The following is a 23,924-nucleotide window of genomic DNA, read 5'->3' as shown; positions in this document are numbered from 1 at the left end:
AGAATCAGCCCACCGTTCCGGGCATCTATTTCAAGAGCGTTTCAAAAAAATAGGGAGGAATCAATATGAAAACTATTTTATGGGCAACGTTAAGCGCCAACGGGAACTATGCGCAGTCCAGTCCCGAAAATCCGCCGAAGAAGGAAGCATTTGATGATTTCGTCAAGCAGGCCATGGCTGCAGGAAACTTTATTGTCGGACGCCGAACATTCGAAGGAATGCTGGGAAGCGATGGACGCGCCCCTGGTCCCTTAGCCGATCTGGATATCGTAGTGGTTTCCAAGAACGCCGAAGACTATCCGGGGGTTACGGTTGCGAGATCGCCGCAGGAAGCGCTGAACCACTTGGAGCACAAAGGGCATCAAACCGCTATAATAGGGGCCGGTGCGGACCTGCATAATGCATTTTTAGGTCAAGAGCTTGTAGATGAGCTGATCTTCAATGTAGCACCGGTGCTCGAGGGTAAGGGATATAATCTTCTGATCGATCAAGAAAATTACCGTTACAAAGATGTGCAGCTGCTGAATTTCATGCCCCTCGGCGGCGGAGTCGTTCAGATGCACTATGCGATAAGCCGTTAGGTCCTGCATGGCCAGTAATCAGCGGTGCAGCCGGATAAAGATGCAGCATCAGTCATGGCAGCAAAAGGCTGCAATAATCCGGAAATTCAAAATAATAGAATAGTTTTTGCGACCTGCGAATCCCCGCTTGCCTGTGCTTGCGGGGATTTATGCTGCCCTGAAGCGCTTGAGGCTCGTCAATAAGACGTATGAACGGCGTATGCCCCGGCCCGGACTTGTATGAGCAGTTCCGGGATGGGGTTGTTTCCCGGTTGGACTGTTGTTGAAGCCGCTTTGAATTCCGCTGCGGTACTGCCAAGGTCTGGTTCGGCGTCCGACTAAAGTCCGGTTCGAATACCGGACCGGGGACGATTAACGGTTCTCTTCGACCCTTGTAAAATTGATACAGATAAATCAAACAGGGGGAATCAATGATGTCCGAAGGGCTTCTGGGCACGAATTCTGTGATCGCGCTCGTATTTCTGCTCATAACGCTGCTGACTGGATACGGTGCAGGCAGCATCGCCTTCCGCCAAACGATTGCCGGCATGCGCCGAACCGCCAGGATTAACCTCGCGCTGCTTGCGCTGGTGGGAACATTGGCAGCCGTCAATATCGCGCTTTTCATCTTCTTCAACAGTTATAACATTGGGGATAACGTGTTGTTGTTCGTGCCGCTCATTGTGCTGCCTTCCATAGTGATCGCGGTCTTCTCCGTACCACGGCTGCTGGATATCGCCCGACTGTCTTCAGCATATCCGTTAGAGGAAGCAAACCGCACAAAACGGCGCTCTGCCGCTGAAGCCGCGCTTGTCGTTCCGATCCAAACGCTGACCGTCGGCTCGATTATATACACATACAAGAACGTATATCCGGTCCCTCAGCAATTTGCCGACGATCTGCTAGTGACCGGAGTTGTTTTCTTCGCCGCAGCAGCGCTGCTTACCTGGAGGCAGTCTGTCCGCCGCAGAAGGGTCCACCGGGATGACGGCACATCGGCTATTCACTGGATGAAACGGATCGGAGTCTATACAACATCAGGCCTTCTGCTCACGATCTTGATTATATTTACGGTATCTAACGCAAAAACGGACAGCATAATACCGGGAGACAATATAGGGAAGTATACCGAGGTTGATTATGGCGGGGACGTTCAATTAGCCAACAGCGGCTTGAATAGCCGGAACGGTCATGTCATCGGCTCTCAAAGTTCTCTCAGTAATTTGGCAGACTTAAGGAGGCCGCTTAACGTCAAGCAAATTGCAGTTAAACCGGGAGAAACCTTCACATACCGTTTTGCAGCGGAGCAGGCGGGAGGCTATTGGTATCACTACCTGCAAAGTTTACCAATCAAGTGAAGACAAGCGGAGTTATGCTTTTCAAGAAGAGAAGCCGGCCGGCAAGCGTTATCGCGCTTATACTAACGCCCGCAGCCGGCCCGTCTTCTGAAAACATGCCCTATAATTAGAGCAGGGTCCACACTGGGTCCGCAGCCGGCGAAGTTCACAATTCTGTGCACAAACTAAACAGGAAAAGCAAATCATCCGCGCGCGATTTTACGCTTATAGTAGGCCGGCCAGTAATCGCCCTCGACCGGCGGACAGCCGCGCGGACAACCCCATACGTATACCCATCCGCGCTGCTCAGGCCGGTCAATGTCTACAGCCTGAACGCGGTCATAGTCGTTGCACTCTTCGATGCCCCGGAATTCCTCCAGCGTATCCATTACATGCAGCCCGTCCTTCTCTACATCGATCCATAGCCCGCGAACGCAGCTTCCGCTTCGCGCCGCCTCGGCATCGCGAACGAGCGCCGGATAAGGCCCGAAATCAACCAGTCGGCCTGCAATACGCCCTGGCCTTGATGCCAGAATGTAATCCGAAACGACATGATTGTTGCTGTGGCCAGGCAATAGTGATCCATAAATAAAGACGGTGGCGAACCCGGTGGCCATGTTTGAAAGGACTCCTCCTGGAACGGTCATGCACTCTGGCTGCGAAGCCTGTACCAGTTCTCGAACAGATTAGCCGGAATCGGCTTTGAATAATAGTACCCTTGCGCTTCCTCGCACTGGCGCTCGCGCAGAAAACGGATTTGCTCGTCATTCTCGACGCCTTCGGCCGTTACCCTCAGCTTCAAATGCTTGGCCATCGAGGTTATTGTGGTAACGATCGCTGCATCGCTGCCGTCTGCGGCCAGATCGCTAACGAACGACCGGTCAATCTTCAGCTTGTCGATCGGGAACCGCTTCAAATAAACAAGCGAGCTGTAGCCGGTGCCGAAATCGTCGATACTGATTTGCACGCCCAGCGCCTTCAGGCTGGTAAGCGTTTCTGCCGCGAACTCCACATCGCTTGTCATGCTTTCGGTAATTTCAAGCTCCAAATATCCGGGATTCATCCCCGTTTGCTCCAGGATCGACTTAATCCGCTCAGCCAGCTGGTGCTGCCTGAATTGGCGCATCGAGAGGTTCACGGACATCATCATCGGCGGAAGCCCTGCATCCTGCCATTGTTTGTTTTGCGTGCAGGCTGCCCGCAGAATCCATTCTCCGAGCGGCAGAATAAGCCCGTTCTCCTCGGTTAGCGGGATGAACTCGCCCGGCGGCAGCAGCCCCCGCTGCGGATGGTGCCAGCGCACAAGCGCTTCGACGCCTACAACCTTGTTCGTGCTCAAATTGACAAGCGGCTGATACGCCAGTGTAAACTGCCCGTGATCAAGCGCCCTGCGCAAATCGCTTTCCAGTCGGAGACGATCGTGTGCCTTCATATTCATATCCGGCAAATAGCTGGAAAATTCGTTGCGATTCACTTTTGCGCTGTACATTGCGGTATCCGCGTTTTTAATCAGAATATCCACGCTATCCCCATCCTCGGGATAAAAGGAAATTCCGACACTGATCGTAATATGGTACTCTGCTTCACCGAGCATGAAGGGCGCATCAAACAGTCCCATCAACGATTGCGCTTGTCTGGCAGCCGCCGCTTTGTCAGGTAAATCCGGCAGCAGGATAACGAATTCGTCTCCCCCCATCCGAAAAACATGCTCCGGCTCAGCCGCTGCATGACTCAGACGCTTCGATACGGCCTGCAGCATTTGATCTCCGAAAGAATGTCCAAGCGCATCGTTAATCGTTTTGAAGCGGTCGATATCAAGCAGAAGCACCGCGAACCGGCTATCGGTTTCCCGGGCGCGCTGCATTTCCCCATTGAGCCGCTCGGTGAGCAGCCGTCGATTCGACAGCCCTGTCAGCTCATCGTGAAAGGCCATATAGTTAATGCGTGATTCGGAACGTTTCTGAGCCTTGAAGGGTTCCTCGACAGTGACGAGATAGATGCCTTTAAGCAGGAAGCAGCAGCCCGCAAGCTTGTATACATGGCCGATGAGCATATCGAGGTCATTTACGCTCGAGCCGAGAATGAACTGGATGTTTGCAAAAAGAAAAAATATGAGCGACTGCACGATCGTAAGCATCGCTTGCGGACGTTCATTTCGGTTGCGGTACAGAATCGCTCCGATCGTGGCACTGTATGCGGACAGGATAATCGCTTCAACCACCGACTCAAACCGCAGCAGCGTTTGACCGGTTAAAAACGGTATGGCAGGCCATTCCGCCAGCGAGTAATATAGAGCGGCGAGCAGTGTCCCGAAGCCTAAAGCCACGCTTACGACAGGAAGCCGCCTGCCCGCGGGGACGGCCCGGTCATCCGTGCGGAATATAATGAATAAACCGACCGAAGCGATCAATTGGGCCGAAGCCGAATAAAGAAGGGAGAGAGTGGTATCCCCAATGAAATGAAAGAAAGGCATTCCTTCCATTGTCAGCGCATGGAGCATATCAAATAAACCGACGACGCCGAATAAAGCGGCCGTATACAGCCGATGCCGCGAAAGCGATTTGACGAAAAACAGCCATCCAAGCACCAGCATAGCAAAGCTGACGGCGAAACTGATGAATTCCATTCCCGAGTGCACAAACAATGAAGCCCGAGCAGGTATCGTGTGATACAGTCCGGCATGAAAAAACCGTATAAGAATAAAGCTGAATAAGGCACAAAACGTCGTCCCTATCGTAATTTTTTCCGCCCGGTTAATTGACATGATGTCCCCTTTCAGAAGGAAAGCCGTGAAGATGTCCGCTTGCACTGCGCTGTATGCTTTGCGTTCCATGTATGTATATATGTGTTATGTATTTTAATGATGTGAATGAGGCTTCAAAATAACCCCGGACATCTCCAGTCCCTGCCGCAATGCTTTAGCAAATTCGGCCGCATGCGGACCGTCACCGTGCAGGCAAATCGTATCCGCTTGGACGGGTGTCTTCCCGCCCTTGATCGTGGGAGCCGCGCCCATCGTGACCATCGTGAGCGCTTGCCGCAGCGCGTCCTCCGGCGTGGAAACCACTGAATCCGGGCGTGATCTGGACGTCACGGACCCGTCTTGCATATAGGTGCGGTCGGCGAACACCTCCGATACCGGAGTCATGTACTGTCTCGTGGCTTCGGCGGTGAGTACGCTTCCCGACTGGCCGTAAATAAGAAGCTGCTTGTCATAATCACGGACGGCGCGGACGAGCGCTTCAGCAAGGTCGACACGTTTTCCGGTCATATGATAGAGTGCGCCGTGCGGTTTCACATGACGCAGCTTGCCGCCCGCCGCCCGGACAAACGCATCCAGGGCGCCGATCTGGTAGAGCGTCAAATCATAAACCTCCTGGGGACTAACGGCCATCTCCCGCCGGCCGAAGCCAACACGGTCCGGAAGACCCGGATGGGCTCCGATCTCCGTTCCGGCTGCAACGGCCATTTCGACCGCTTCACGGATCGTATGCGGATCTCCGGCATGAAAGCCGCAGGCGATGTTAACCGATGTGACATGCCGCAGCAGCGCTTCATCTTGCCCGAACGTATATGCACCATAGCCTTCTCCGAAATCGCAATTCAAATCGACTGTTCGGATGCGAGGGTTCGTCATGACCTGCCGCTTCGCCCCTTTCCCTTGTATATGATGTCAGGTATGTATGGCCTTTACGGCTTGCGCAGCCTTACAGCCGCTGCGAGCCGCTGCATTTCGCGCTCGAAGCTGATGCCTATGCGCTGCGCTTCCTGTAGAGACACCTCCCGAAAGCGAATGGTATCTCCCGGCTTCGCTTGCGCGAGCAGCGGCAGGTCAACCGAGATCACATGAGCGATTTTCGGATAGCCGCCTGTAGTTTGGCAGTCCGCCCCGAGAATAATCGGCAGCCCTCCCGCAGGCACCTGCACCGTACCGGGAACTACGCCGTGCGAGAGCAGCTCACCGCTTCCGGCCTCAATTTCGAGCGGGGGGCCTTCGAGCCGGACCCCCATCCGGTCGGATGCGGGAGCAACACGGTACCGCTCCCGGAACAGCGCAGCACGGGCAGCTTCGCCGAATTGCCCGTACTCGGCTCCCGGCATTGCGCGCAGCTCAATGCCGTCCTCGGCGCCGCCGCCATAGGCAAGCGGCGGCGCGAACCAGCCCGGGGCCGCCCAGCTATGGCGGGCCTGGGGCTGCTGTGCGGCGCGCGCGCCAAGCTCCCCGCGCCAAGCGGCCGCCCATGGCGCCTCTGCGCCGCAGGGCAGCGCATCGCCTGCCCGGAGCGGGCGTCCTGCGACGCCGCCAATGCCGGCGCGCGTGTCCGTCCCGCGGCTTCCGAGCGCCGGAGCCACCGCAATGCCGCCGGCTACCGCGATATAGGCGCGGCAGCCGATCGCCGCGGCTCCGAAGGAAACGCTGGCACCTGCGGCAACCCGGACCGGCCTCCACATCGGCATCTCTTCTCCGTCGATGAGCGGCGTCATATACGCTCCGCAGACGGCAATGAGAAGATCGGACGTCGCTTGAAGCTCCGCACCGGCCAGTGTCAATTCAAGGCCGGCCTCCCCTTCATTGTTGCCGACCAGCAAATTTGCGCAGCGCAGCGCATAACGGTCCATCGCTCCGCCTTCGGATATCCCGTCCTTCCGCCAGCCGGGACGGCCAAGGTCCTGAACCGTCGAATAGAAGCCGGGCTTCCTTACAATCGAGCTCATCGGCTTCCCTCCAGATCTGCCATCCGCTTCCCGTCGATCGGGACAAAGCGGACCCGGTCGCCGGCCTGCAGCAGCGAGGGGGATTCACGCCGGTAGTCGAACAGTTTTAACGGCGTCCTTCCAATCAATTGCCAGCCGCCAGGCGATTCTAATGGGTATACACCGGTCTGGCTGCCGGCGATTCCGACCGAACCAGCCGGAACACGGCTGCGCGGCGCTGCTTTGCGCGGCTGCGCCAATTGCGGGGGAAGACCGGTCAAATATGGAAACCCCGGCATAAACCCGATCATGGTAACAATGTAACTGCCCGAGGCATGGCGTTCTATGAAATGCTCCTCGCTCAATTCCGACCGCGCAGCCGATTCACGCAGGTCGGGACCATATATTCCTCCGTAGCACACCGGAATGTCGATCAAGCGGGCCTCTGCCGCCGGCTGAGCCGATTCGACTGCAAGTATCTGCAATACCTCGGCTGCAGCGCGTTCATAGGGAAGTCGTTCTTCCGGGAACAGGCCGGCAAGACGCATCGGATCGTAGACAATCGTAACCGTCTCATATGCCGCCACAACGTCAACGATCCACTCGCGCCGGGCGGCCTGGACGCATTCGGCAATGCCGGCCATAACCCGCCAGTCGTTCAGCAGATCCCTGCCCGGCACTCGAACGACCAGCGCACGGTCCCCGAGCGGTTCCACCGCCGGTTCTACGGCTGCAAGCACAGATATCCCCTCTTTTTCTAAAAAAGCTTATTTGTAGTTTTAGTTTGAAGCTGTTACCCGGCAGTTGCGGGAATCAATATTAGTTTGTACCAAAGGGGTGCTTCTTGTCCAGCACCTTCCTTTAGCTTTAATAAACTTTTTTGTTAAGAGCACTCTTCATTCTGCAGGAGAGAAACCCGAATGCCGACACTTGGCAATCAGACTAAAAAGCAAACGGCCGCACGCTGTCGCCGGCAAAAGCCTCAGCTTCTGCCGACGTCAGCGGCTGCCCGCTTATTTTTCATTATATAGGGTAATTCAAGCCGCGGAGTTTATGCCAAAGAAGATGACGCCGGAGAGCGTTTATCCTATTCCCGGCCGAAACCGCCTCCGCCCTCGCAATAACGGTTAATGATTTCGACGAGCATATCGTTCAGCGCTTTCACTTCATATTCTCCGACCGCCGGTTCCAAATGATCATTTCCGATGCCGCTGTGGTCAGTAAGAAACAAATAAGTTCCACCGGTAGCCACGGCCATAAAACGCATTAAATATTCGGTATTAATGTCAACGCCGCTTGATGCGACAGGAATAATCCGGATTCCTTGACCGGCTGCTTCCTGAGTAAGCTCGCGGATTCGCTTTACGATACTGCGATCGTGATGCGGCGGCGCGTCGAGCACTAGAAAGAGAAGCCTTGCCCGCGCATCGTCACTCCATTCGTGTTCGTGTATTGCGTTATCAAGAGCCTCATCGACGGCCTCAGGGAAGTCCCCTCCGCCGCTCGCCCGCTGATCGGAAATTTGCTTGATTGCTTTATCGATATCCTTTGTAAATGGAAAAGGCCTTACGACATAATCATCGTCTTTATCCCGGTAAAAGTTCGTACTGACCCGTATGCCAAGCTGTTGGCCGTTTTCTTTACCCACCCGCTCGACAACGTCCTTGAGCTCTGTCTTCAAATATTTCAATTCGTCGCCCATCGAGCCCGTAGTGTCCACGACGAGCATGAGATCGAGCGTATTTGAAATCGGCACCCCTTTATCCAGTTCGATTTGAAGCTTCTTGTCGCGCGGTATAGGCACATTCTCGAACCGTTTCACCTGGCCGTCGGCTTTCACTTCAACCAAATATCCGTTCCGGCTCTCCTGCTGGTCGAATAATCCGGCAAAAGCGTAGCCCTTTCCCTTCACGTCGGTCCGCGCTTCCCAGATCGACTGGCCGTCCCCATCCATGACCGCAACCTGCGCATCGGATACCGGCTGGCCGCCGCCGACCACCTCGATTTCCAGCCGGTCAAACCGAAGAAAATCCCAGTATTCACGGTTATCCGAGCCTTCACGGCCGTTTAGCAGCTGCTCCCAATCGCTCCAACGCGCCAAATCGTCCCATTCGCCCGCCGTAAGCATCCCCGCTTGCGGGTCAGGGGTCTGACGGCCGTCTGCGGCGGATGGCACGGGTTCCCGTTCACCCTTCCCCTCTCCGCGGTCTCCCGTGCTGTCTGCCGCCGGCTCTTCCGAGCGGCTGTCGGTTGACCCGCTGCTGCCGGTTCCTTCCGTCCGGTTGCCCGATGAATATTCACTGGCCGTATTTCCCTCATCCTGCGTGCTGCCGTTCTCCGAGGAGCAGGCGCCCAGAATCAGAATCATGACGACCAGAAGGCCGCTCAGCCATAAGGGCGTCGTTTCTCTTCCTGTTTTCGCCCGCGTCAAGCCTCTTGTTTTCTCTGCCATACCGAATCCCCCCAAATTGCTTTGATAAATCCCCAAGCGCGCTTTCGGATGCCGCCTGCCGGTATATATAATGTGACGGTTCAATTATCCGACGGAAATAGCCTGCCAATTGTTGCATTATTTACAGTCCAACATTACAATCGAAGCAGGCCGGAAGTTCGACAATATTTTCAGTCGTGAGGGGCCTGAGAAGGAGGCATAAAGTCTTGGACACTTATTTGCTGGCTGAACTGTCGATTAACTGCAACGGTCTGACGACCAGACTTACATATACGTCCGCCCGGCTTATCATCGTAACCGACTCCGGCTATAGGCTGTGGTACATCGAGATCGACGGCATGACGCAAACTTCGCTGCTGCGCATGTTCAGCGAAAGCGAAGACATTCGCGTTGAGCTGTCAGGTGTGACGGCGGGAGGGCGCGCATTCGAGGCGGTCGGCTACTTTCATCCGAACGAGATGCACCGCGCCGCAGCGATTCGGGGAGACGGGGAACTGCCAGGATTTTGATCCGGGCGGGATTTCTTATTTTTAAGGGAATAATGTAAATAATGTGAAGAAGGATATTACCCTTATACGTATAAGTCTTTATTAAGGAAATATGAATTTCGGAGGTAAATGATGAACAGTGGTGAGATCAAAATATTTGCCGGCAGCTCCGGAACGGCCTTCGCCCGTAAAATGTGCAAATTTATGGATGTCGAGGTCGGCCATTCTGAAGCGTTTACCTTCTCTGATGGAAATACATTTGTAAGAATCGGCGAGACCGTTCGCGCCAAAGACGTTTATCTTGTGCAATCAATAGGCCTGAGGCCCAATGACGAATTTGTGGAGATCCTTTTCTGGGTCGATGCCTTCAAGAGAGCGAGCGCCAGTTCCGTGACTGTAATTATGCCTTATTTCAGCTATGCCAAAGGCGACAAGAAGGACGAACCGCGCGTTTCCATCCGGGCAAGGGTATGTGCGGAATCAATTGAGCTGGCAGGGGCCGACCGGGTAGTGACGATGGATTTGCACAGCCACCAAATTCAGGGCTTTTTCAAAAAGCCGGTCGACCATCTGTTTGCTCTCCCCGTACTTTGCGAGTCGATCAAGCAAATGAACCTGTCCGATCTGGTTGTCGTTTCGCCGGATGCCGGGTTTGCCAAGCAGGCCCGAAAGTATGCGGATTATCTGGGCGCTTCGCTCGCCCTCGGAGATAAGACGAGAAAAGACCACAACGAACGGGCCGAAGTAATGGAGATCATCGGCGATGTACAAGGAAAAACCGCTTTAATCGTCGACGATTTCTCAATATCCGGCGGGACCTTGATCGAATTGTCAAAATGGCTCAAACAAAAAGGGGCAACGAAAATTATTGCCTGCTTGTCTCATTTGGTGTTAACCGAGGCCGCGGTGAAAAAGCTCGATGACAGTCCGATCGAGCTCATCATCGGGACGGACTCCGTCGCGAATCCTTATCTGGTTCAATCCCCTAAAATAAAGCTCGTATCCGTCGCTTCCTTATTCGGAGAGGCTATAAGCAGAATTCATAAAAGCGAATCGGTCAGTCCTCTGTTTGAAAAGGTTCCGGACGACGTCATCTCGTTTGACTAAAAGTAAACTCCCCGCCGGTATTGGTGCCTGCGGGGAGTTTATTATTTATACTACTTAAGCTGTAATCCCTTTGAAGAACAGATCAAACGTAAGCGCAATCTGTTCATTGATCCCCTCTTCCTCATCACTCATCGACCACACGATCAATGCCCCGAAATAGGTCTGAACGGCAAGCTGGGAGATCATCTCAGCCGGCATGTCTTTGCGCAGCTCTCCGTTCTCCTGTCCCTGAGCGATAAGCGGAACAATCGACTCCATCACCTGAGCGACAAGCTGGTTATGTTCTTCAAGAGCCGGTCCGCTTCCCAAAATCGCTTGAAAGAGCGCCCTTGTAACGGATTTATTGTGCGGAAGCTGCTGCACAAGCTGGAATAGAACCATCCGCATACGCGGTATTAAAGGCCCTGGCTTGTCTTTGAGCTTTGCCGCCTCATTCATGACAAATACGGTTTGCAAATCGCAAATAAGCTCATCTTTCGAAGCGAAATAGTTGAAGAAAGTGCCCTTCGCGACTCCGGCGAGCTTCGCTATCTGTTCAATTGTCGTCGTTTCATATCCCTGCTCGGCCAGCAGCGAAAGCGCAGCCTCTTTGATCCGCTGCCGTGTCAGTGCCTTCTTGAGCTCGCGATTCATCCGTCTCAATCTCCCCGTTGTCGCTTGTGGAATCCAGTTTGTTGTTCTTTTATTTTATCATAACTGCATTTCTTACGTAAACCATTATGACTGGTGGTACAACTATTATCCAATCTGCATGTTTATACAGGTACAAGAAAACGATAATATACCGTTCATTTCACATAAATTTCACAAAAAATAATAATGACCGCAAGTACAATAATATTGATTTTATATCCGCAATCAGATATAACTAATCGTAGAGATCGAATAAAGGTTATGCTTACGATGCCGGTTTTGCCCACGCAAAACCCTTGGGAGGGAAAGAGAAACATGACAGAACGGTTTGTTCGCGGCCTTGCCCGCCTGAAGTGGGTCGTGTTGATCGCTTGGCTGCTTATCGCGGCGGCGGCGATGTTCGGGCTGCCGGATTTGCAAGGAATAGTGAGAAAGACGGAGCAGAAATTCATACCCGCCGATTCCGAATCGGTTGTGGCGAAACAAATTATGGAGCGGATTGACCCGGAAGCGACGACCAAGTCAAGCGCAATTATCGTCTTCTCGCGTGCATCGGGTCTGACCGATACGGACAAAGCCTGGCTGAAGGCAAAAGCCGGGATGCTTGCCGGACTGACAAGCAAAGACGGCTTCAAGTCCGTTCAATCCGCCTATGATACACCGGAGCTGGCTTCCAAATTCCGCAGCAAGGACGGCACAACCGAGCTGCTTATCGTCGGATTCGACCGGGCTGAGAATGATACGGTAACACAGGAAGCTGTCGATAAGCTGGCCGCAGAGGTGAAGGATTCACCGGCGGGCAGCAAGGTGGCGCTCACCGGCAGCGCGCCGATCGGGAAGGATTTTCAGACGAGCTCGGAGGAAGGTCTTAAAAAGACGGAGCTGCTTACAGTAGCGCTCGTGCTGGTCATATTGCTTATCGTCTTCCGTTCACCGGTGGCCCCGTTCATTCCGCTGCTCACTATCGGAATTTCACTTATTATAACGCGGGGGCTTGTGGCGCTGGCGACCGATTACGGAATGCCGGTATCCTCTTTCACCGAGTCGTTCCTCATCGCCGTACTGTTCGGCGCCGGTACTGATTACTGCATCCTGCTGATCCAACGTTACCGCGAGGAGCTGAGCCGTGACGGCGACAAAGTCGAAGCGCTTGTACGGACGATGAGAACAGTCGGCAAAACCGTCGCTTTCTCGGCAAGCACTGTTTTTGTCGCCTTCTTCCTGATCGGCTTCGCACAGTTCGGCTTATATCAGTCCGCCGTCGGGGTTTCGATCGGCGTCGCCGTAACACTCATTGCCGGCTTGACGCTGACGCCCGCGCTGTTAATGATTTTCGGCAAGGCGACGTTCTGGCCCACGCGGGTGAAGAGCGGACAAGGACACGGCGAATCCAGGCTGTGGGGCGGAATGGCGTCGCTCGCGGCACGCAGACCGGTCGCTGTTCTGCTGGTAACGGTAATTCTGCTTGCGCCGATTACCCTGCTGTTTGAAGGCAAGCGTTCGTTCGACGATCTCGCGGAAATCGACCCGAGCCACGGCTCCGTTCAAGGGTTCCGCCAGGTAGAACGCGCTTTCGGCTCCGGCGAAGTGTTCCCGGTGTCGATCGCGCTCACCTCTTCCACCTCGATGAGAACGCCGGAAGCGCTGGCTGCGCTGGAGTCGGCAAGCGCCGGCCTAACGAAGCTTGCGGGGGTCAAGGAAGTGCGCAGCGCGATCCGCCCGCTTGGCGAGCAGCTGGCAGAACTGACCGTTCCTAATCAGCTGACCCGAACCTCGGAGGCACTCGGGGACATGAAGAACGGTGTTGACAGGATCGCCGGCGGATTAACATCGGCAGGCGATTCGATCGTGAAGGGTGAAGGCGACATCGACAAGCTGACGAACGGACTTCGAACGATGTCTTCCAGAACGATCGAAGCGAGAAACGGGTTGAATCAAATTTATGGCGGATTGAGAGAGACGTCCAAGGGCGCCGACCAAATAGCGGGCGGATTGTCCCAAAGCGCGAAGCTCTCCGCTTCCATGAGCGCTGACTTGCAGCAGCTGCTTAAAGCTCATCCGGAGCTTAAGGAAGATGCCCATATGCAGGCTCTGCTCGGTAAACAGCAGGGACTCACGGGCGGCTTGAACGGTTTGACTCAAGGCGCAGCCGCAGTTCAGCAGGGATTCATGCAAATTAACCCTTCCGTTGCAGGGATCGCCCGGGGGCTGGGACAGCTGGCTGCAGGCCAGTCCCAGGCGGCCGACGGAACGGTCAAGCTCAAAGACGGCTTAAACCGGCTTTCAGACGGGCTGAAGGACGGAACGAAAGGACTGTCTGACATTTCCACCGGGCTGGTAAAAGTGAAGGATGCCGAGAAGATGATCGGCGACAGTCAAATTCCCGGCTGGAATTTGCCGAAGGAAGCGATGCAAAGTCCCGAGCTCCAGAAATCGCTGGATTACTATATGTCCAAGGACGGTAAAACGACGAAGCTCGACGTCGTCCTGTCAGTCAACCCGTACTCGGAAGATGCGCTCCTTACCGTGGACAATATACGCGACACGCTGAAGCACAGCTTGGCCGGCGGGGCGATTTCGGATCCGAAAGTATCGCTCAGCGGCACATCCGCCCAAATCGGCGAGCTGAAGGACATCTCGCGGAATGATTTTACGCGAACCGGCACATTCGTATTGATCGGCATCTTCATCGTTCTGATGATTCTGCTCCGGTCGTTTCTTGCGCCGCTCTATGTCCTTCTCTCTCTTGGCTTCAATTATCTGGTGACAATGGGCATCGTCGAGTTTATCTTCGTCGATCTGCTTGGCAAGCCCGGTTTGTCCTGGAGCGCTTCGTTCTTCGTTTTCCTCATCATCGTCGCGCTCGGCGTAGATTACAGCATCTTCTTAATGGCACGCTTCAAGGAGGAATACCGTCCGGGCGGCATTGCTTACGCCATGTCCAGAGCTATGACGACGACCGGCGGGGTAATCATCTCCGCGGCAGTCATTATGGGCGGCACGTTCGCCGCGCTTATGATGTCCGGCGTAAACACCCTGCTGCAGATCGGCGCAGGCATCGTGATCGGTCTCGCGCTTTATTCGACGGTCTTCATGGGACTCGTCGTTCCCGCCTTGGCCAATTTGGTCGGCGAAACAAATTGGTGGCCGTTCCGCAGGCACGAAGCGGCCCCGGGAAGTGTGCACGAAGACAAAGCCGAGAAGCGGCGCGTCGTTCAACCGGATTAAAAGGACAAATAAAAGGCCTTAGCTTAAGCGGCATCGTCTCATGCCGCAGGCTAAGGCTTTTTTATCGGATTCGGATTCCTTACTCTTGATTGGCAGCGGCAGCGACGGTATAGGCCAGCAGTTCGGATATTTCGATATGCTGAATGTATTCCAATATGGCGCGGGTCTCGCCGGATACAGTGCCGCTCTCTTGACGCTGCACGGCATCGGTGAATATCGGTGCTTTCCACGTGTCCCCATCTCTAATGCTCATGAGCAGGTCGCGAATGCTGCCTTCGGGCAAAGCCTCGATATTGACTTCGCTCCGCAAATATTCAGGCACCCTTTCCTGAAGCCTGGCCTTAACCGGATGTGTTCCTGCGGATCGGAACCAATAATTCGCATTCCAATAATCGCCCTCCATCCGGTGCATGATTCCGTGCCAGTAGCAGCCTGTGGCGTCGTCTTCAATCTCCTGGGAATACGAATGCGACCGGTCCAAGCTGTCGTTTCGCAGATGAAGTCCTGCCTTGAGCGCAAACATCGTCCTGTCTACCGCGGAAGCCGATGTCGGAGTAGGAAAACTTAGCATTTGAATATCCGCTTCCAATGACTCCTCCCACACGGCTGCAGGAGAAAGCGTCTGGAGCGTATCACGCGCCTGCAGCCGTTCGAGAATGAGCTTTAGCGATTCATTCATGGGCATGGAAACATCGCTCCTTATTGAATAATGACCGCGTACACGCTCCCCGGTCCGTGAATGCCGATGGTCAGATCGTTCTCGATATCGGCGCTGCGGCTGGGTCCGGTTATGAGATTCAGCGACGACGGCATAACAACCGCCTCCGGATACCGGCTCTTGAACAGCTCGAACGCTTCTCCCATCCGGGTAACGATCTGGTCCGCTCTGAATACCGAGAACAGAACCTCTGTAAGCAGGCTGACGGAGCGTCCTTTGCCTCCCTGACTGAACAAGGCAAGCGTGCCCGTGTTTGCAATAACGCAATCCGGCCATACAATTCCGAGCCGGCACTGCTCTGCGGCCTGCAGAAGTCCGATTCGCTTCGACCAGTTGCCTTCAGGTCCGGTCGGAAGCTCCCTCCGCTGGAGACCGGCGTCGCCGCCTTCCCGCCAAACGAGCGATTCAATGCCTCCGCGCTGCAGGGCCGCATCCAACTCGAGCCCGTTCAAGGCATCGTGCTCCCACCTTGCAGCGCGCGTTATTCCATGATCGGCGCATACCTGAAGCAAATATTGGCCGATCGTCTCAGCTGCGGTCGCCTCATCCACGATGAGCACTTTACCGCTCAGCGCCGTCCAGTTGCTTATGAAAGTATCGAGCCGCTCTTCCGCGCTTAATATGCGGTCACGGTAATGCTCAGGCACGCCGCGAACCGGCTTCTCCGGAGCGGTCTGCATAGGATTGCTGCGTCCGAGCCTGCTTGCGATCCGCTGCATGAATGCTTCTTTTCCGCTCATTATACCATTATTCGGCGTCATGGCCGCCCCCTCCTTTCGCTTTCGCGTCACCGCCGACGGCCGGCGCGCCGTTTCTCGGTTTGGCGGCGAGCTCCGCTTGCAGCGCTGCCCACTTGTCGCGGAATGACTGCTTAGGCAGCATCGGCATGAACCGCGACTGCGTCCAGCCGGATAACGGCGGCGGGCCGCTCTTGATGAACCCGTTCCGCGCGAGCGGCTTCTGTAAATAATAGGCCGACTTGGTCGCCAGCTTGAACAAGGTCACGCTGCCGAACATCGTTTGATACACTTTAAAGGCAATGCGTTCCGGCAGCGCCGTCAGCTTCATTTTCACTTTCCGGTGGCGCAGGTGAACCAGCATATCGTGCAGCGGAATCTTCACAGGGCAGGCCTCGTAACATGCGCCGCACAAGCTGGAGGCGTAAGCGAGCGTACCCGCTTCCTTCATATCCTGCTGCAGCAGCGGTGTGAGCACCGCGCCGATAGGACCGCTGTATACCGAGCCGTACGTATGCCCGCCGACATTGCGGTACACGGGACAAACGTTCAGGCAAGCCGCGCAGCGGATACAGTTCAGCACATCCTGAAAAATCGGATCGCCAAGCTGCTCCGAGCGGCCGTTGTCGAGAATAATAACATGCAGCTCTTCCGGACCGTCAAGATCTTCCGGCCGTTTCGCGCCGGTCAGGATGGACGTATACGTCGTCAGCTTCTGCCCGGTTGCGCTGCGCGCAAGGAGATTAAGGACAACTTCGAGATCCTCGAATGTCGGGACAAGCCTCTCCATTCCCATAATTACGACATGCACCTTCGGCAGCGTCGAAACCATTCGGCCGTTGCCTTCATTGGATACGAGAGTGATCGATCCCGACTCCGCTACGCCGAAATTGCAGCCGGTGAGACCGATATCCGCTTCGAGAAAATAATTGCGCAGCTTCTGCTTCGCATAATTCGCCAGTGTCTTCGTGTCCGGCTCAAACGGCCGGCCCGCGTCCGCCTCGAAGAGATCGGCGATCTGCCGCTTGTTCTTATGAATAGCCGGAATAATGAGATGAGACGGCGTTTCCCGCGCCAGTTGCAATATATATTCGCCGAGATCGGTTTCAATCGCATCAATACCCTGCTCTTCGAGATGATGGTTGAGATGGATTTCCTCCGAGACCATCGACTTGCCCTTTGCCACGAGCTTCGCCCGGTGCCGGCCCGCAATGTCCATAAAGGTGCTCACCGCATCATCGCCATTATGGCAAAAGTGGACGTTCCCGCCGTTCTTCACGACATTGTCCGCGAATTGCCCGAGGTAATAGTCGAGATGGGAAATCGTATGCTGCCTGATGGCGCGCCCCCGCTCACGCCAGGTTTCCCAGTCGCCGAATTCATCAGCGGCCTTGAGCCGCCCGCCGCGCAGTTTGTCGGTGGTGAATGCCACCGCTTTACGCAGAAAGTCATCCTTCAGCGCTTCCTTCGTCCGCTTCTTAAGACCCGAACCGATCGGCGAAGTCTCAGGTTCATGGCCTGTATGTCCGCTGCCGGTATCACCCGTCGAATGCGCTTTCTTCGGTTCGAGCACTTTTTGTCCGCCATCGCCCATCTTTAAGCACGTCTCCCTTCCTCGAGCAGCTGCGCAAGGTGCATGACCCGCACAGGCTTCCCTTCTTTATTAAGCCGTCCACCAATGTTCATGAGGCAGCCCATATCGGTCCCGACCAGCACCTCAGCACCGGTCTCGCAGACACAAGCGGCTTTCTCGCACACCATGGCTTCCGACATATCTGCCATTTTCACCGCAAACGTGCCGCCGAAGCCGCAGCAATCTTCCTTGCGCGGAAGGTCGGTAAATTCGATGTTCTTGACAGCGCCAATCAACTGCTGCGGCTCTTCACGTACGCCGAGCAGCCGCATCGCATGGCAGGAAGGATGATAAGTGACCTTATGCGGAAATGACGCACCAACATCCGTAACGCCCAGCACGCCGACCAGAAATTGCGAGAACTCATACATTTTACCCACGAGGGCTTCGGCTTTGGCCTTCCATTCCGGTTCATTCTCGAACAGATATGGATAGTAGTGGTGCACCATCCCGGTACAGGAACCCGACGGTGACACGACATAATCGCTGTGCTCAAACGCACGGATAAGCCCACGAGCCACCTCGCGTGCTTCATCCTGATAGCCGCTGTTGAACGCCGGCTGTCCGCAGCACAACTGGGCCTGGGGAAAATCCACCTCACAGCCGTAATCATGAAGCAGCCTAACTACGCTTTCCCCAACTTCCGGATACAGCTGATCGGCAAGACATGTTATAAATAACGAAACCTTCATCGGATGCTGAGTCCCCTCTCGGTTAATTATCTATTTATCAGCTTATCAGACATGTGGATAAAAATAAAGAGAAAACTGTCATGTTAACAGCCCTAGACAAAGGATTCCGGCCGTGATCAGAATAGAGGCGAATACCCGGCGTGTTCCCTGCTTTTCTTTAAGAATAAAGACCGCCAATAATGCGGCGAATACGGTCCCGATCTCCCGCATTGGCGCGAGCACGGCAAGCGGCGCATAATGCAGCGCGTACAGAAACAGCAGATATCCGGACGGAGCAAGAAGTCCCGCGGCCGCGATATTCATCTTGTTATGCCTCCACTCGCTGAGCAATGCCGTCCCGCGGGAGGCTGCGATGGATAAGGCGATGAGATTCCCGATATTCCCTATATTGTTCAGCAGCGCCGGACTGAAATAATCAAGCGCCAGCCTGTCCACAACGGTATACGCCGTAATGCTTAAGCCGACTGCAAATGCGTACAGCGTTACTGCCGTCCTGCCTTTGAAGCCTTTTTTGAAACCTCCGTTAATCGCAAAAATACCGATCAAGATGAGGGCTATCCCCGCCCAGCCCGCCGCCGTTACCGTTTCACCGAGCAGGGTTACGCCGATAATCGGCACCAGAAGGGGACTGGTGCCTCGCATAACAGGGTAAGCATGCGATAAGTCGCCTACCGTATATGCTTTGGCTAACAGCAGCACATAGCCGCCGTGGATGACTGCGGAGCCAATCAACAGAAGGATGGACTCTGTCGTAAAGGAAGCATTATGAAGGTCGATTAATGCCCATGGTGCAAACAAGAGAATGCCGATCCATTGACAGTGCCACAGGAATGCGTTTTTGTCCCGGCTGCTCTTGGCCAGCATGTTCCAAGAAGCGTGAAACATACCGGAAACCATCACAAGCGATATTGCAGCAGCGTTCATCTCCATTTGCAGGCCCGCCTTCAACGAGAAGTAGCTTATAACGTTCCATTGTTTCTGCTCAGGGCAGCCTGCATGCGCCTATTTTCCGTCTAAATAGGAGCGAAGCCCCTGCTCTACGTGCGTCAAATGCGCACGCATGCTTGCCTCCGCACGGCCGGAGTCGCGTTCCGCTACAGCCTGGAAAATCGCTTCATGCTCTTCCCACAATCTGACGGATACCTTCTTGCTGCCGTAAAGCTGAATACGGCGCGCATCACGTATAGCCGCTTCCATCTGTGAGGAGATCGTATCGAGCAAGCGCATCATGATAGAGTTATGCGTCGCCCTGGCAAGTAACCGGTGAAATTCGATATCGGCGGCCTCGCCGTATGCTTCATCTCCAAGATGGTCCTGCATCGACTTGAGCAGCTGCCGGAATGCGGCGAGATCCTCGTCAGTCCGGCGGCTTGCGGCAATCCCCGCATTCGCCGCTTCCAGCGCGATACGCGCTTCCATCAGCTCGAAGATCGCGTCTCTGCTGAGCAGCAGCGAATCGAAGGTTGGCATCTGCACGTCCGTCGCTTCAACCCAGCGAACGAAGCAGCCTTCGCCCTGCCGGATTTCGATAAGTCCCATCGCTTTGAGCGCGCTAAGCGCCTCGCGCATGGTGGAGCGGCCGACCTGAAACTGCTCCGACAGCTCCTTCGTCGAAGGCAGCTTGTCGCCGCTTCTCCAGCCGCCCTCTACAATAAACTGTTTGAGCTGGTCGGCGATTTGCTCGTATATTTTCCGTGTTGATATTTTCGCAAACGACATCCGTCGGCCTCCTTCAGCCTGCCCCGGCTTTTACTAGTTAAACAGCATAAGGGCTGGCCCGCCGAAGCGAGAGCCGTGAGCGGCTCCGCTTCGGTCAGGACAGCCCTTATGCCTGATGTCATGAATCGAAGGTTTTACTTGCTGTGCAGCACTTCCGGCGTTGTCAGCTTATCGTAGAAATCGACTGCTTTATCCTTGTTCTCGGTATCACGAAGCGCCATCGCCGAACGCGGATGCTCATCGAGCATTCCGGTAATCATGTAAGGAATAATGTAGCCCCACTCTTCTTTCTCGCGGAGCGGAATCATAAATTTCTCGATCATGTCCAGCACCGGACGAACATTGTATTTCACATTCTTCAGGTGAGCGACAAGCAGCTCAGTCGGGCAGTTGCCGGCTGCGCGGCCCATGCCGTACACAGAAGCGTCCAGCAGCTCGACACCCTTCTCCGCCGAGATGAGCGTGTTTGCGAACGCCAGCTGCATGTTATTATGCGTATGCACGCCAAGGCGTTTGTTAGGAAGATGCTTCTGGAATTTCTCGACCAGGTAATTGAAATCGTTCGGGTCAAGGCTTCCATACGAGTCTACGATGTACACGACATCGACGACGCTTTCTTTAATAAGCTCGAAAGCTTCAAGCAGCTGATTATCCATGACGTTCGAGAGGGCCATAATATTAATGGTCGTTTCATAGCCGCGGTCGTGGAATACCCTCACCAGCTCAAGCGCTTTCTCCACATCCTGAATATAGCATGCGACTCGGATCAAATCGAGCAGACTTTCCTCGCGCGGCAAAATATCATTCTCGTCCACGCGACCGATATCGACAAGAGCGGACAGCTTCGTGTTCAGTTTTTGCGGGATGACTTTACGAAGAAATTCATCATCCAGAAAACGCCAAGGACCTGCGGATTCGGCGCCTTTCAGAAGTTTCGGCGAGTTTTTGTATCCGATTTCCATATAGTCTACGCCGGCTTCGTTCAAGCTGCTATACAGATGCTGAACGAACTCGACGCTGAAATCCCAGTTATTGACGAGCCCGCCGTCGCGAATCGTACAGTCTACGATTTTACAATGACTTGTTTTAGAATTCATACTATTGTGTAGCTCCTTTAGCCATAACTTGTTTTCTATTCATGATACTTGAAAACCGTCGTGAACGCAAAGCCATTTTGTCTCAATAGGCGCGCTTCTTCTAAGTTTAACCTCCCCGGCGAAACCTGTCGTAATGTGTCACGATGACATGACGGGTTCCGCTCCATTTTTCATAGAACATCGTTTTATCCTTGCGAAATACTTTAAGCAGCACATGGATACAGAACGAGAGGTCGATCCCGATCGTCATCATAAGAACGAACAGCTTGAACAGTCTGCTTGCATCCCACTGCGAAACATCGACGGCTAGAAGGTTTGCGCCGCCGATCAGCATGTAAAGGATTCCGTACCTGACGAACAGTTCCTTAAACGCGATTCGGTTTCCCTTTCCTTGAAGTTGAATACGGACGACCCACTTGCCGAAAGTCCTTCCATTGGTCATAAAAGGCAGGAGCATGAAGTACATGATAAGCAGGAAATAAAGATAGAAGAGCTCCCCGGTAAACAGCGCCGCAATTACGAACGGGTACAGAATGAAGGCATCCAGCTGAAAAGCCACCCAACGCCGGATAAATCCTATTTTTTTGACGGATAAATCCACCTGTTCATCCAGACGTGCGGAGTCGGGCAAGAACCTCGTCAGATAAGGAGCGATCATGTACCCTACAATCCCTCCGGTTGTATTCAGCATGATATCGTCCACATCAAAGAGCCTGTAAGGACAATCGTAGAAGCCGTATAAGCCGGTCAGCTGCGTCGTTTCGAAAAACAATGACAGCAGGAAAGCCAGAATAACGGCCACCCACGCCTTACGGCGAAAATAGTAGCGCAGGAAAATCCCAAGCGGTACGAGCAGCGCAACGTTAAACGCGGCTTGCAGAAAAGCCCTTTCCCTAAATAACCGCCAGTAGGTCAAGGGGTTCGCCAAGTCGACCTGGGTCTCTTTAACGATGTCCCTTATGAACTGAAATGGAACAAGCGATATGAACGTCGTTTGGAGTCCGGTGCACGTATGTCTTGTTGCAGGAAGCGGGAGAATGACAAGGTAATAAGCAGTAAGCAGATACAGAAGAAGCGAATAAAGCACGACCAACCGAACTTTATTGATATATGCATACTTGCGGTACTGCACGATGAGAAAAGGAAGCGTGAAAAAGAATGCAAGCACCGGGAACGTAACCAGCGCATATCGGATCGGTATGAGATATACGTTAATGGTCAGCTGCATGCAGCTCGCCTCCGCAATCATCTGAAATGGGTCATCAAAACGTATATATCCATTTTACTCCGATTTAATCTCATTTCGAAATGATTCATGTTACAATTCGGGAACAAAGCTCGTAATATTCCAGACGGCCCGACTGAAAAAAACACGGCCGGGAGTGTTTCCGGCCGTGTTTTATGGGCGCTTCCGAAGCAGATCTTGCTTATATCATCTCTTCCGCCCGGACGACTTCATCGAACTTCTCGGCGGTGATCAGCCCGCTGCGCACCGCCGCCTCCCGCAGAGTCAGCCCTTCCTTATGAGCCTTCTTCGCAATCGAAGCCGCATTCTCGTATCCGATATGGGGATTGAGCGCCGTAACCAGCATAAGCGAATTGTTCAAGTAACCGGCGATGACCTCGCGGCTCGCTTCAATTCCTACTGCGCAATGCTCGTCGAAGGAGCGGACCGCATCCGCCAGCAGCCGCGCAGACTGCAGGAAGTTATGGATAATGACGGGCTTGAACACATTCAGCTCGAAATTCCCCTGACTTGCGGCAAACCCGATTGCAGCGTCATTCCCCATGACCTGGCAGACAACCATTGTCAGGGCCTCAGCCTGCGTCGGATTTACCTTGCCAGGCATGATGGAGCTTCCCGGCTCGTTCTCGGGAATGCGGATTTCACCGATTCCGCAGCGGGGTCCGCTTGCCAGCCAGCGCACATCGTTTGCGATTTTCATCAGATCCGCCGCCAGCGCCTTGAACGCACCATGCACAAAGACGATTTCATCGTGGCTCGTCAGCGCATGAAATTTGTTCGGCGCGCTGATAAATCTTTTGCCGGTCAAACGGCTGATTTCATTGGCTACGAACTCCCCGAACCGGGGCGGCGCGTTAAGCCCGGTTCCTACGGCCGTCCCGCCGATCGCCAGCTCACGCAGCTCTTCCCGGCTGCTCTTGATGTTGCGCTCACCCTTCTCAAGCATGCTGACCCAGCCGCTGATTTCCTGCCCAAGCGTAAGCGGAGTCGCATCCTGCAAATGAGTGCGGCCGATCTTCACAATACCGGCGAACTCTTCGCTCTTGCGCTGCAAGGTTTCTTTCAACCTCGCAACCGCGGGAAGAAGCGTATCCTCAACGACCGTAAGCGCGGCTATATGCATTGCGGTAGGGAATGTATCGTTGGAGCTTTGTGACCGGTTGACGTCGTCATTGGGATGAATAACGATGCTCTCATTCTCGCCCTTCTCCTTAAGAAGCTGCACCGCCCTTCGCGCGATAACCTCATTCACGTTCATATTCGACTGCGTGCCGCTGCCGGTCTGCCATACCGCCAGCGGAAATTCGCCGTCCAGGCGCCCTTCCATAATTTCATCGGCCGCTTCCGCAATCGCCAGCGCTTTGACGGCATCCAGCTTGCCAAGCTCCTTGTTGACGAGTGCAGCCGCTTTCTTGAGCAGTGCAAACGCGTGTATAAGCTCAAGCGGCATTTTCTCCGTTCCGATTTTAAAATTGCGCAGGCTCCGCTCTGTCTGTGCGCCCCACAGCCGTTCCGAGGGGACCTCGATTTCACCCATGGAATCTTTCTCGATTCTGAAATCCATCTTCCAACCCTTCTTCCT

Annotated in this window: 22 protein-coding genes; 6 read left to right on the top strand and 16 right to left on the bottom strand. The window is 54.4% G+C overall.

The genetic code is table 11. The features are described 5' to 3' along the window. Window positions 1-65: 65 nt before the first annotated feature. From KZ483_RS08280 to KZ483_RS28380, 3 genes are all read left to right on the top strand, one after another. Window positions 66-581 carry a dihydrofolate reductase family protein gene (locus tag KZ483_RS08280; protein WP_220352182.1) on the top strand — a complete coding sequence of 172 codons (516 nt, stop codon included), beginning with the start codon at window positions 66-68 and terminating at the stop codon, window positions 579-581. A 54-nt stretch (window positions 582-635) separates the two neighbouring features. Further along, window positions 636-764: a hypothetical protein gene (locus KZ483_RS28385; RefSeq protein WP_258881588.1), complete on the top strand. Its 129-nt coding sequence runs from the start codon at window positions 636-638 to the stop codon at window positions 762-764. Between the two features lie 227 nt (window positions 765-991). Further along, window positions 992-1,918 (top strand): multicopper oxidase domain-containing protein, encoded by a 927-nt coding sequence (locus tag KZ483_RS28380; RefSeq protein ID WP_258881587.1) that lies wholly within the window; start codon window positions 992-994, stop codon window positions 1,916-1,918. A 182-nt stretch (window positions 1,919-2,100) separates the two neighbouring features. Here the strand turns inward: KZ483_RS28380 and KZ483_RS08270 are convergent, their stop codons facing one another. The 6 genes from KZ483_RS08270 to KZ483_RS08245 all read right to left on the bottom strand — a co-directional run bounded on the left by KZ483_RS08270 (window position 2,101) and on the right by KZ483_RS08245 (window position 9,044). After that, window positions 2,101-2,514: a gamma-glutamylcyclotransferase family protein gene (locus KZ483_RS08270; RefSeq protein WP_220352181.1), complete on the bottom strand. Its 414-nt coding sequence runs from the start codon at window positions 2,512-2,514 to the stop codon at window positions 2,101-2,103. A 26-nt stretch (window positions 2,515-2,540) separates the two neighbouring features. Next, window positions 2,541-4,730: a putative bifunctional diguanylate cyclase/phosphodiesterase gene (locus KZ483_RS08265; RefSeq protein ID WP_220352180.1), complete on the bottom strand. Its 2,190-nt coding sequence runs from the start codon at window positions 4,728-4,730 to the stop codon at window positions 2,541-2,543. A gap of 24 nt (window positions 4,731-4,754) precedes the next feature. Then, a complete protein-coding gene (locus KZ483_RS08260) occupies window positions 4,755-5,534 on the bottom strand; it encodes a LamB/YcsF family protein (protein WP_258881586.1) in 780 nt (259 codons plus the stop codon). Window positions 5,535-5,587: 53 nt separating this feature from the next. Further along, window positions 5,588-6,613: a 5-oxoprolinase subunit C family protein gene (locus tag KZ483_RS08255; RefSeq protein WP_220352179.1), complete on the bottom strand. Its 1,026-nt coding sequence runs from the start codon at window positions 6,611-6,613 to the stop codon at window positions 5,588-5,590. Then, window positions 6,610-7,332 (bottom strand): 5-oxoprolinase subunit PxpB, encoded by a 723-nt coding sequence (gene pxpB / locus KZ483_RS08250; protein WP_220352178.1) that lies wholly within the window; start codon window positions 7,330-7,332, stop codon window positions 6,610-6,612. The genes KZ483_RS08255 and pxpB overlap by 4 nt, the downstream gene beginning before the upstream one ends. Before the next feature lie 347 nt (window positions 7,333-7,679). Beyond that, the gene (locus tag KZ483_RS08245; protein WP_220352177.1) at window positions 7,680-9,044 is read right to left on the bottom strand and encodes a VWA domain-containing protein; all 1,365 of its coding nucleotides are present in this window, start codon (window positions 9,042-9,044) and stop codon (window positions 7,680-7,682) included. A gap of 206 nt (window positions 9,045-9,250) precedes the next feature. Between KZ483_RS08245 and KZ483_RS08240 the strand changes: the two genes are divergently transcribed. Then, entirely contained in the window at window positions 9,251-9,553 is a 303-nt protein-coding gene (locus tag KZ483_RS08240; protein ID WP_220352176.1) for a hypothetical protein, read from the top strand. 108 nt (window positions 9,554-9,661) lie between these two features. After that, window positions 9,662-10,639 (top strand): ribose-phosphate diphosphokinase, encoded by a 978-nt coding sequence (locus KZ483_RS08235; RefSeq protein ID WP_258881585.1) that lies wholly within the window; start codon window positions 9,662-9,664, stop codon window positions 10,637-10,639. Between the two features lie 54 nt (window positions 10,640-10,693). Here KZ483_RS08235 and KZ483_RS08230 read toward each other — a convergent pair whose 3' ends face one another. Beyond that, window positions 10,694-11,272: a TetR/AcrR family transcriptional regulator gene (locus KZ483_RS08230; RefSeq protein ID WP_220352175.1), complete on the bottom strand. Its 579-nt coding sequence runs from the start codon at window positions 11,270-11,272 to the stop codon at window positions 10,694-10,696. 315 nt (window positions 11,273-11,587) lie between these two features. Here KZ483_RS08230 and KZ483_RS08225 point away from each other — a divergent pair, with 315 nt between their 5' ends. After that, a complete protein-coding gene (locus KZ483_RS08225; protein ID WP_220352174.1) occupies window positions 11,588-14,500 on the top strand; it encodes an MMPL family transporter in 2,913 nt (970 codons plus the stop codon). 79 nt (window positions 14,501-14,579) lie between these two features. On the opposite strand, the gene KZ483_RS08220 is transcribed toward KZ483_RS08225, so the two are convergent. The 9 genes from KZ483_RS08220 to fumC all read right to left on the bottom strand — a co-directional run bounded on the left by KZ483_RS08220 (window position 14,580) and on the right by fumC (window position 23,906). After that, window positions 14,580-15,185: a hypothetical protein gene (locus KZ483_RS08220; RefSeq protein WP_220352173.1), complete on the bottom strand. Its 606-nt coding sequence runs from the start codon at window positions 15,183-15,185 to the stop codon at window positions 14,580-14,582. Window positions 15,186-15,199: 14 nt separating this feature from the next. Next, on the bottom strand, window positions 15,200-15,979 hold the full coding sequence (locus KZ483_RS08215; protein WP_220352172.1) for a LutC/YkgG family protein: 780 nt from the start codon (window positions 15,977-15,979) through the stop codon (window positions 15,200-15,202). Next, complete coding sequence (locus tag KZ483_RS08210) at window positions 15,966-17,549, bottom strand: LutB/LldF family L-lactate oxidation iron-sulfur protein (RefSeq protein ID WP_220352171.1); 1,584 nt, start codon at window positions 17,547-17,549, stop codon at window positions 15,966-15,968. Before KZ483_RS08210 ends, KZ483_RS08215 begins: the two co-directional genes overlap by 14 nt. Window positions 17,550-17,551: 2 nt before the next feature. Continuing rightward, a complete protein-coding gene (locus KZ483_RS08205; protein ID WP_220352170.1) occupies window positions 17,552-18,280 on the bottom strand; it encodes a (Fe-S)-binding protein in 729 nt (242 codons plus the stop codon). A 78-nt stretch (window positions 18,281-18,358) separates the two neighbouring features. Then, entirely contained in the window at window positions 18,359-19,210 is an 852-nt protein-coding gene (locus KZ483_RS08200; protein ID WP_220352169.1) for a DMT family transporter, read from the bottom strand. A gap of 72 nt (window positions 19,211-19,282) precedes the next feature. Further along, window positions 19,283-19,999, bottom strand: coding sequence for a FadR/GntR family transcriptional regulator (locus KZ483_RS08195; protein WP_220352168.1), 717 nt, complete (start codon window positions 19,997-19,999; stop codon window positions 19,283-19,285). 134 nt (window positions 20,000-20,133) lie between these two features. Continuing rightward, the gene (locus KZ483_RS08190) at window positions 20,134-21,096 is read right to left on the bottom strand and encodes an aldolase catalytic domain-containing protein (protein WP_220352167.1); all 963 of its coding nucleotides are present in this window, start codon (window positions 21,094-21,096) and stop codon (window positions 20,134-20,136) included. 106 nt (window positions 21,097-21,202) lie between these two features. Continuing rightward, entirely contained in the window at window positions 21,203-22,345 is a 1,143-nt protein-coding gene (locus KZ483_RS08185; protein ID WP_258881584.1) for a VanZ family protein, read from the bottom strand. 178 nt (window positions 22,346-22,523) lie between these two features. After that, entirely contained in the window at window positions 22,524-23,906 is a 1,383-nt protein-coding gene (fumC, locus tag KZ483_RS08180) for a class II fumarate hydratase (protein ID WP_220352166.1), read from the bottom strand. Window positions 23,907-23,924 lie beyond the last annotated feature (18 nt).

It is taken from the genome of Paenibacillus sp. sptzw28, from assembly GCF_019550795.1.
GTDB lineage: Bacteria > Bacillota > Bacilli > Paenibacillales > Paenibacillaceae > Paenibacillus_Z.
Note: the sequence above shows the minus strand (reverse complement) of the source record. Positions and strands in the feature narration are given on the sequence as shown.

Excerpts from the sequence above, each read along its gene's own strand:
- KZ483_RS08280 (WP_220352182.1), top strand. The coding sequence starts at position 66 with ATGAAAACTATTTTATGGGCAACGTTAAGCGCCAACGGGAACTATGCG.
- KZ483_RS08225 (WP_220352174.1), top strand. The coding sequence starts at position 11,588 with ATGACAGAACGGTTTGTTCGCGGCCTTGCCCGCCTGAAGTGGGTCGTG.
- KZ483_RS08215 (WP_220352172.1), bottom strand. The coding sequence starts at position 15,979 with ATGACGCCGAATAATGGTATAATGAGCGGAAAAGAAGCATTCATGCAG.
- KZ483_RS08185 (WP_258881584.1), bottom strand. The coding sequence starts at position 22,345 with ATGATTGCGGAGGCGAGCTGCATGCAGCTGACCATTAACGTATATCTC.
- KZ483_RS08230 (WP_220352175.1), bottom strand. The coding sequence starts at position 11,272 with ATGAATCGCGAGCTCAAGAAGGCACTGACACGGCAGCGGATCAAAGAG.
- KZ483_RS08205 (WP_220352170.1), bottom strand. The coding sequence starts at position 18,280 with ATGAAGGTTTCGTTATTTATAACATGTCTTGCCGATCAGCTGTATCCG.
- KZ483_RS28385 (WP_258881588.1), top strand. The coding sequence starts at position 636 with ATGGCAGCAAAAGGCTGCAATAATCCGGAAATTCAAAATAATAGAATA.
- KZ483_RS08270 (WP_220352181.1), bottom strand. The coding sequence starts at position 2,514 with ATGGCCACCGGGTTCGCCACCGTCTTTATTTATGGATCACTATTGCCT.
- KZ483_RS08260 (WP_258881586.1), bottom strand. The coding sequence starts at position 5,534 with ATGACGAACCCTCGCATCCGAACAGTCGATTTGAATTGCGATTTCGGA.
- KZ483_RS08220 (WP_220352173.1), bottom strand. The coding sequence starts at position 15,185 with ATGCCCATGAATGAATCGCTAAAGCTCATTCTCGAACGGCTGCAGGCG.
- KZ483_RS08255 (WP_220352179.1), bottom strand. The coding sequence starts at position 6,613 with ATGAGCTCGATTGTAAGGAAGCCCGGCTTCTATTCGACGGTTCAGGAC.
- KZ483_RS08195 (WP_220352168.1), bottom strand. The coding sequence starts at position 19,999 with ATGTCGTTTGCGAAAATATCAACACGGAAAATATACGAGCAAATCGCC.
- KZ483_RS08210 (WP_220352171.1), bottom strand. The coding sequence starts at position 17,549 with ATGGGCGATGGCGGACAAAAAGTGCTCGAACCGAAGAAAGCGCATTCG.
- KZ483_RS08265 (WP_220352180.1), bottom strand. The coding sequence starts at position 4,730 with ATGGAACGCAAAGCATACAGCGCAGTGCAAGCGGACATCTTCACGGCT.
- KZ483_RS08190 (WP_220352167.1), bottom strand. The coding sequence starts at position 21,096 with ATGAATTCTAAAACAAGTCATTGTAAAATCGTAGACTGTACGATTCGC.
- KZ483_RS08235 (WP_258881585.1), top strand. The coding sequence starts at position 9,662 with ATGATGAACAGTGGTGAGATCAAAATATTTGCCGGCAGCTCCGGAACG.
- KZ483_RS28380 (WP_258881587.1), top strand. The coding sequence starts at position 992 with ATGATGTCCGAAGGGCTTCTGGGCACGAATTCTGTGATCGCGCTCGTA.
- KZ483_RS08245 (WP_220352177.1), bottom strand. The coding sequence starts at position 9,044 with ATGGCAGAGAAAACAAGAGGCTTGACGCGGGCGAAAACAGGAAGAGAA.
- KZ483_RS08200 (WP_220352169.1), bottom strand. The coding sequence starts at position 19,210 with ATGGAGATGAACGCTGCTGCAATATCGCTTGTGATGGTTTCCGGTATG.
- fumC (WP_220352166.1), bottom strand. The coding sequence starts at position 23,906 with ATGGATTTCAGAATCGAGAAAGATTCCATGGGTGAAATCGAGGTCCCC.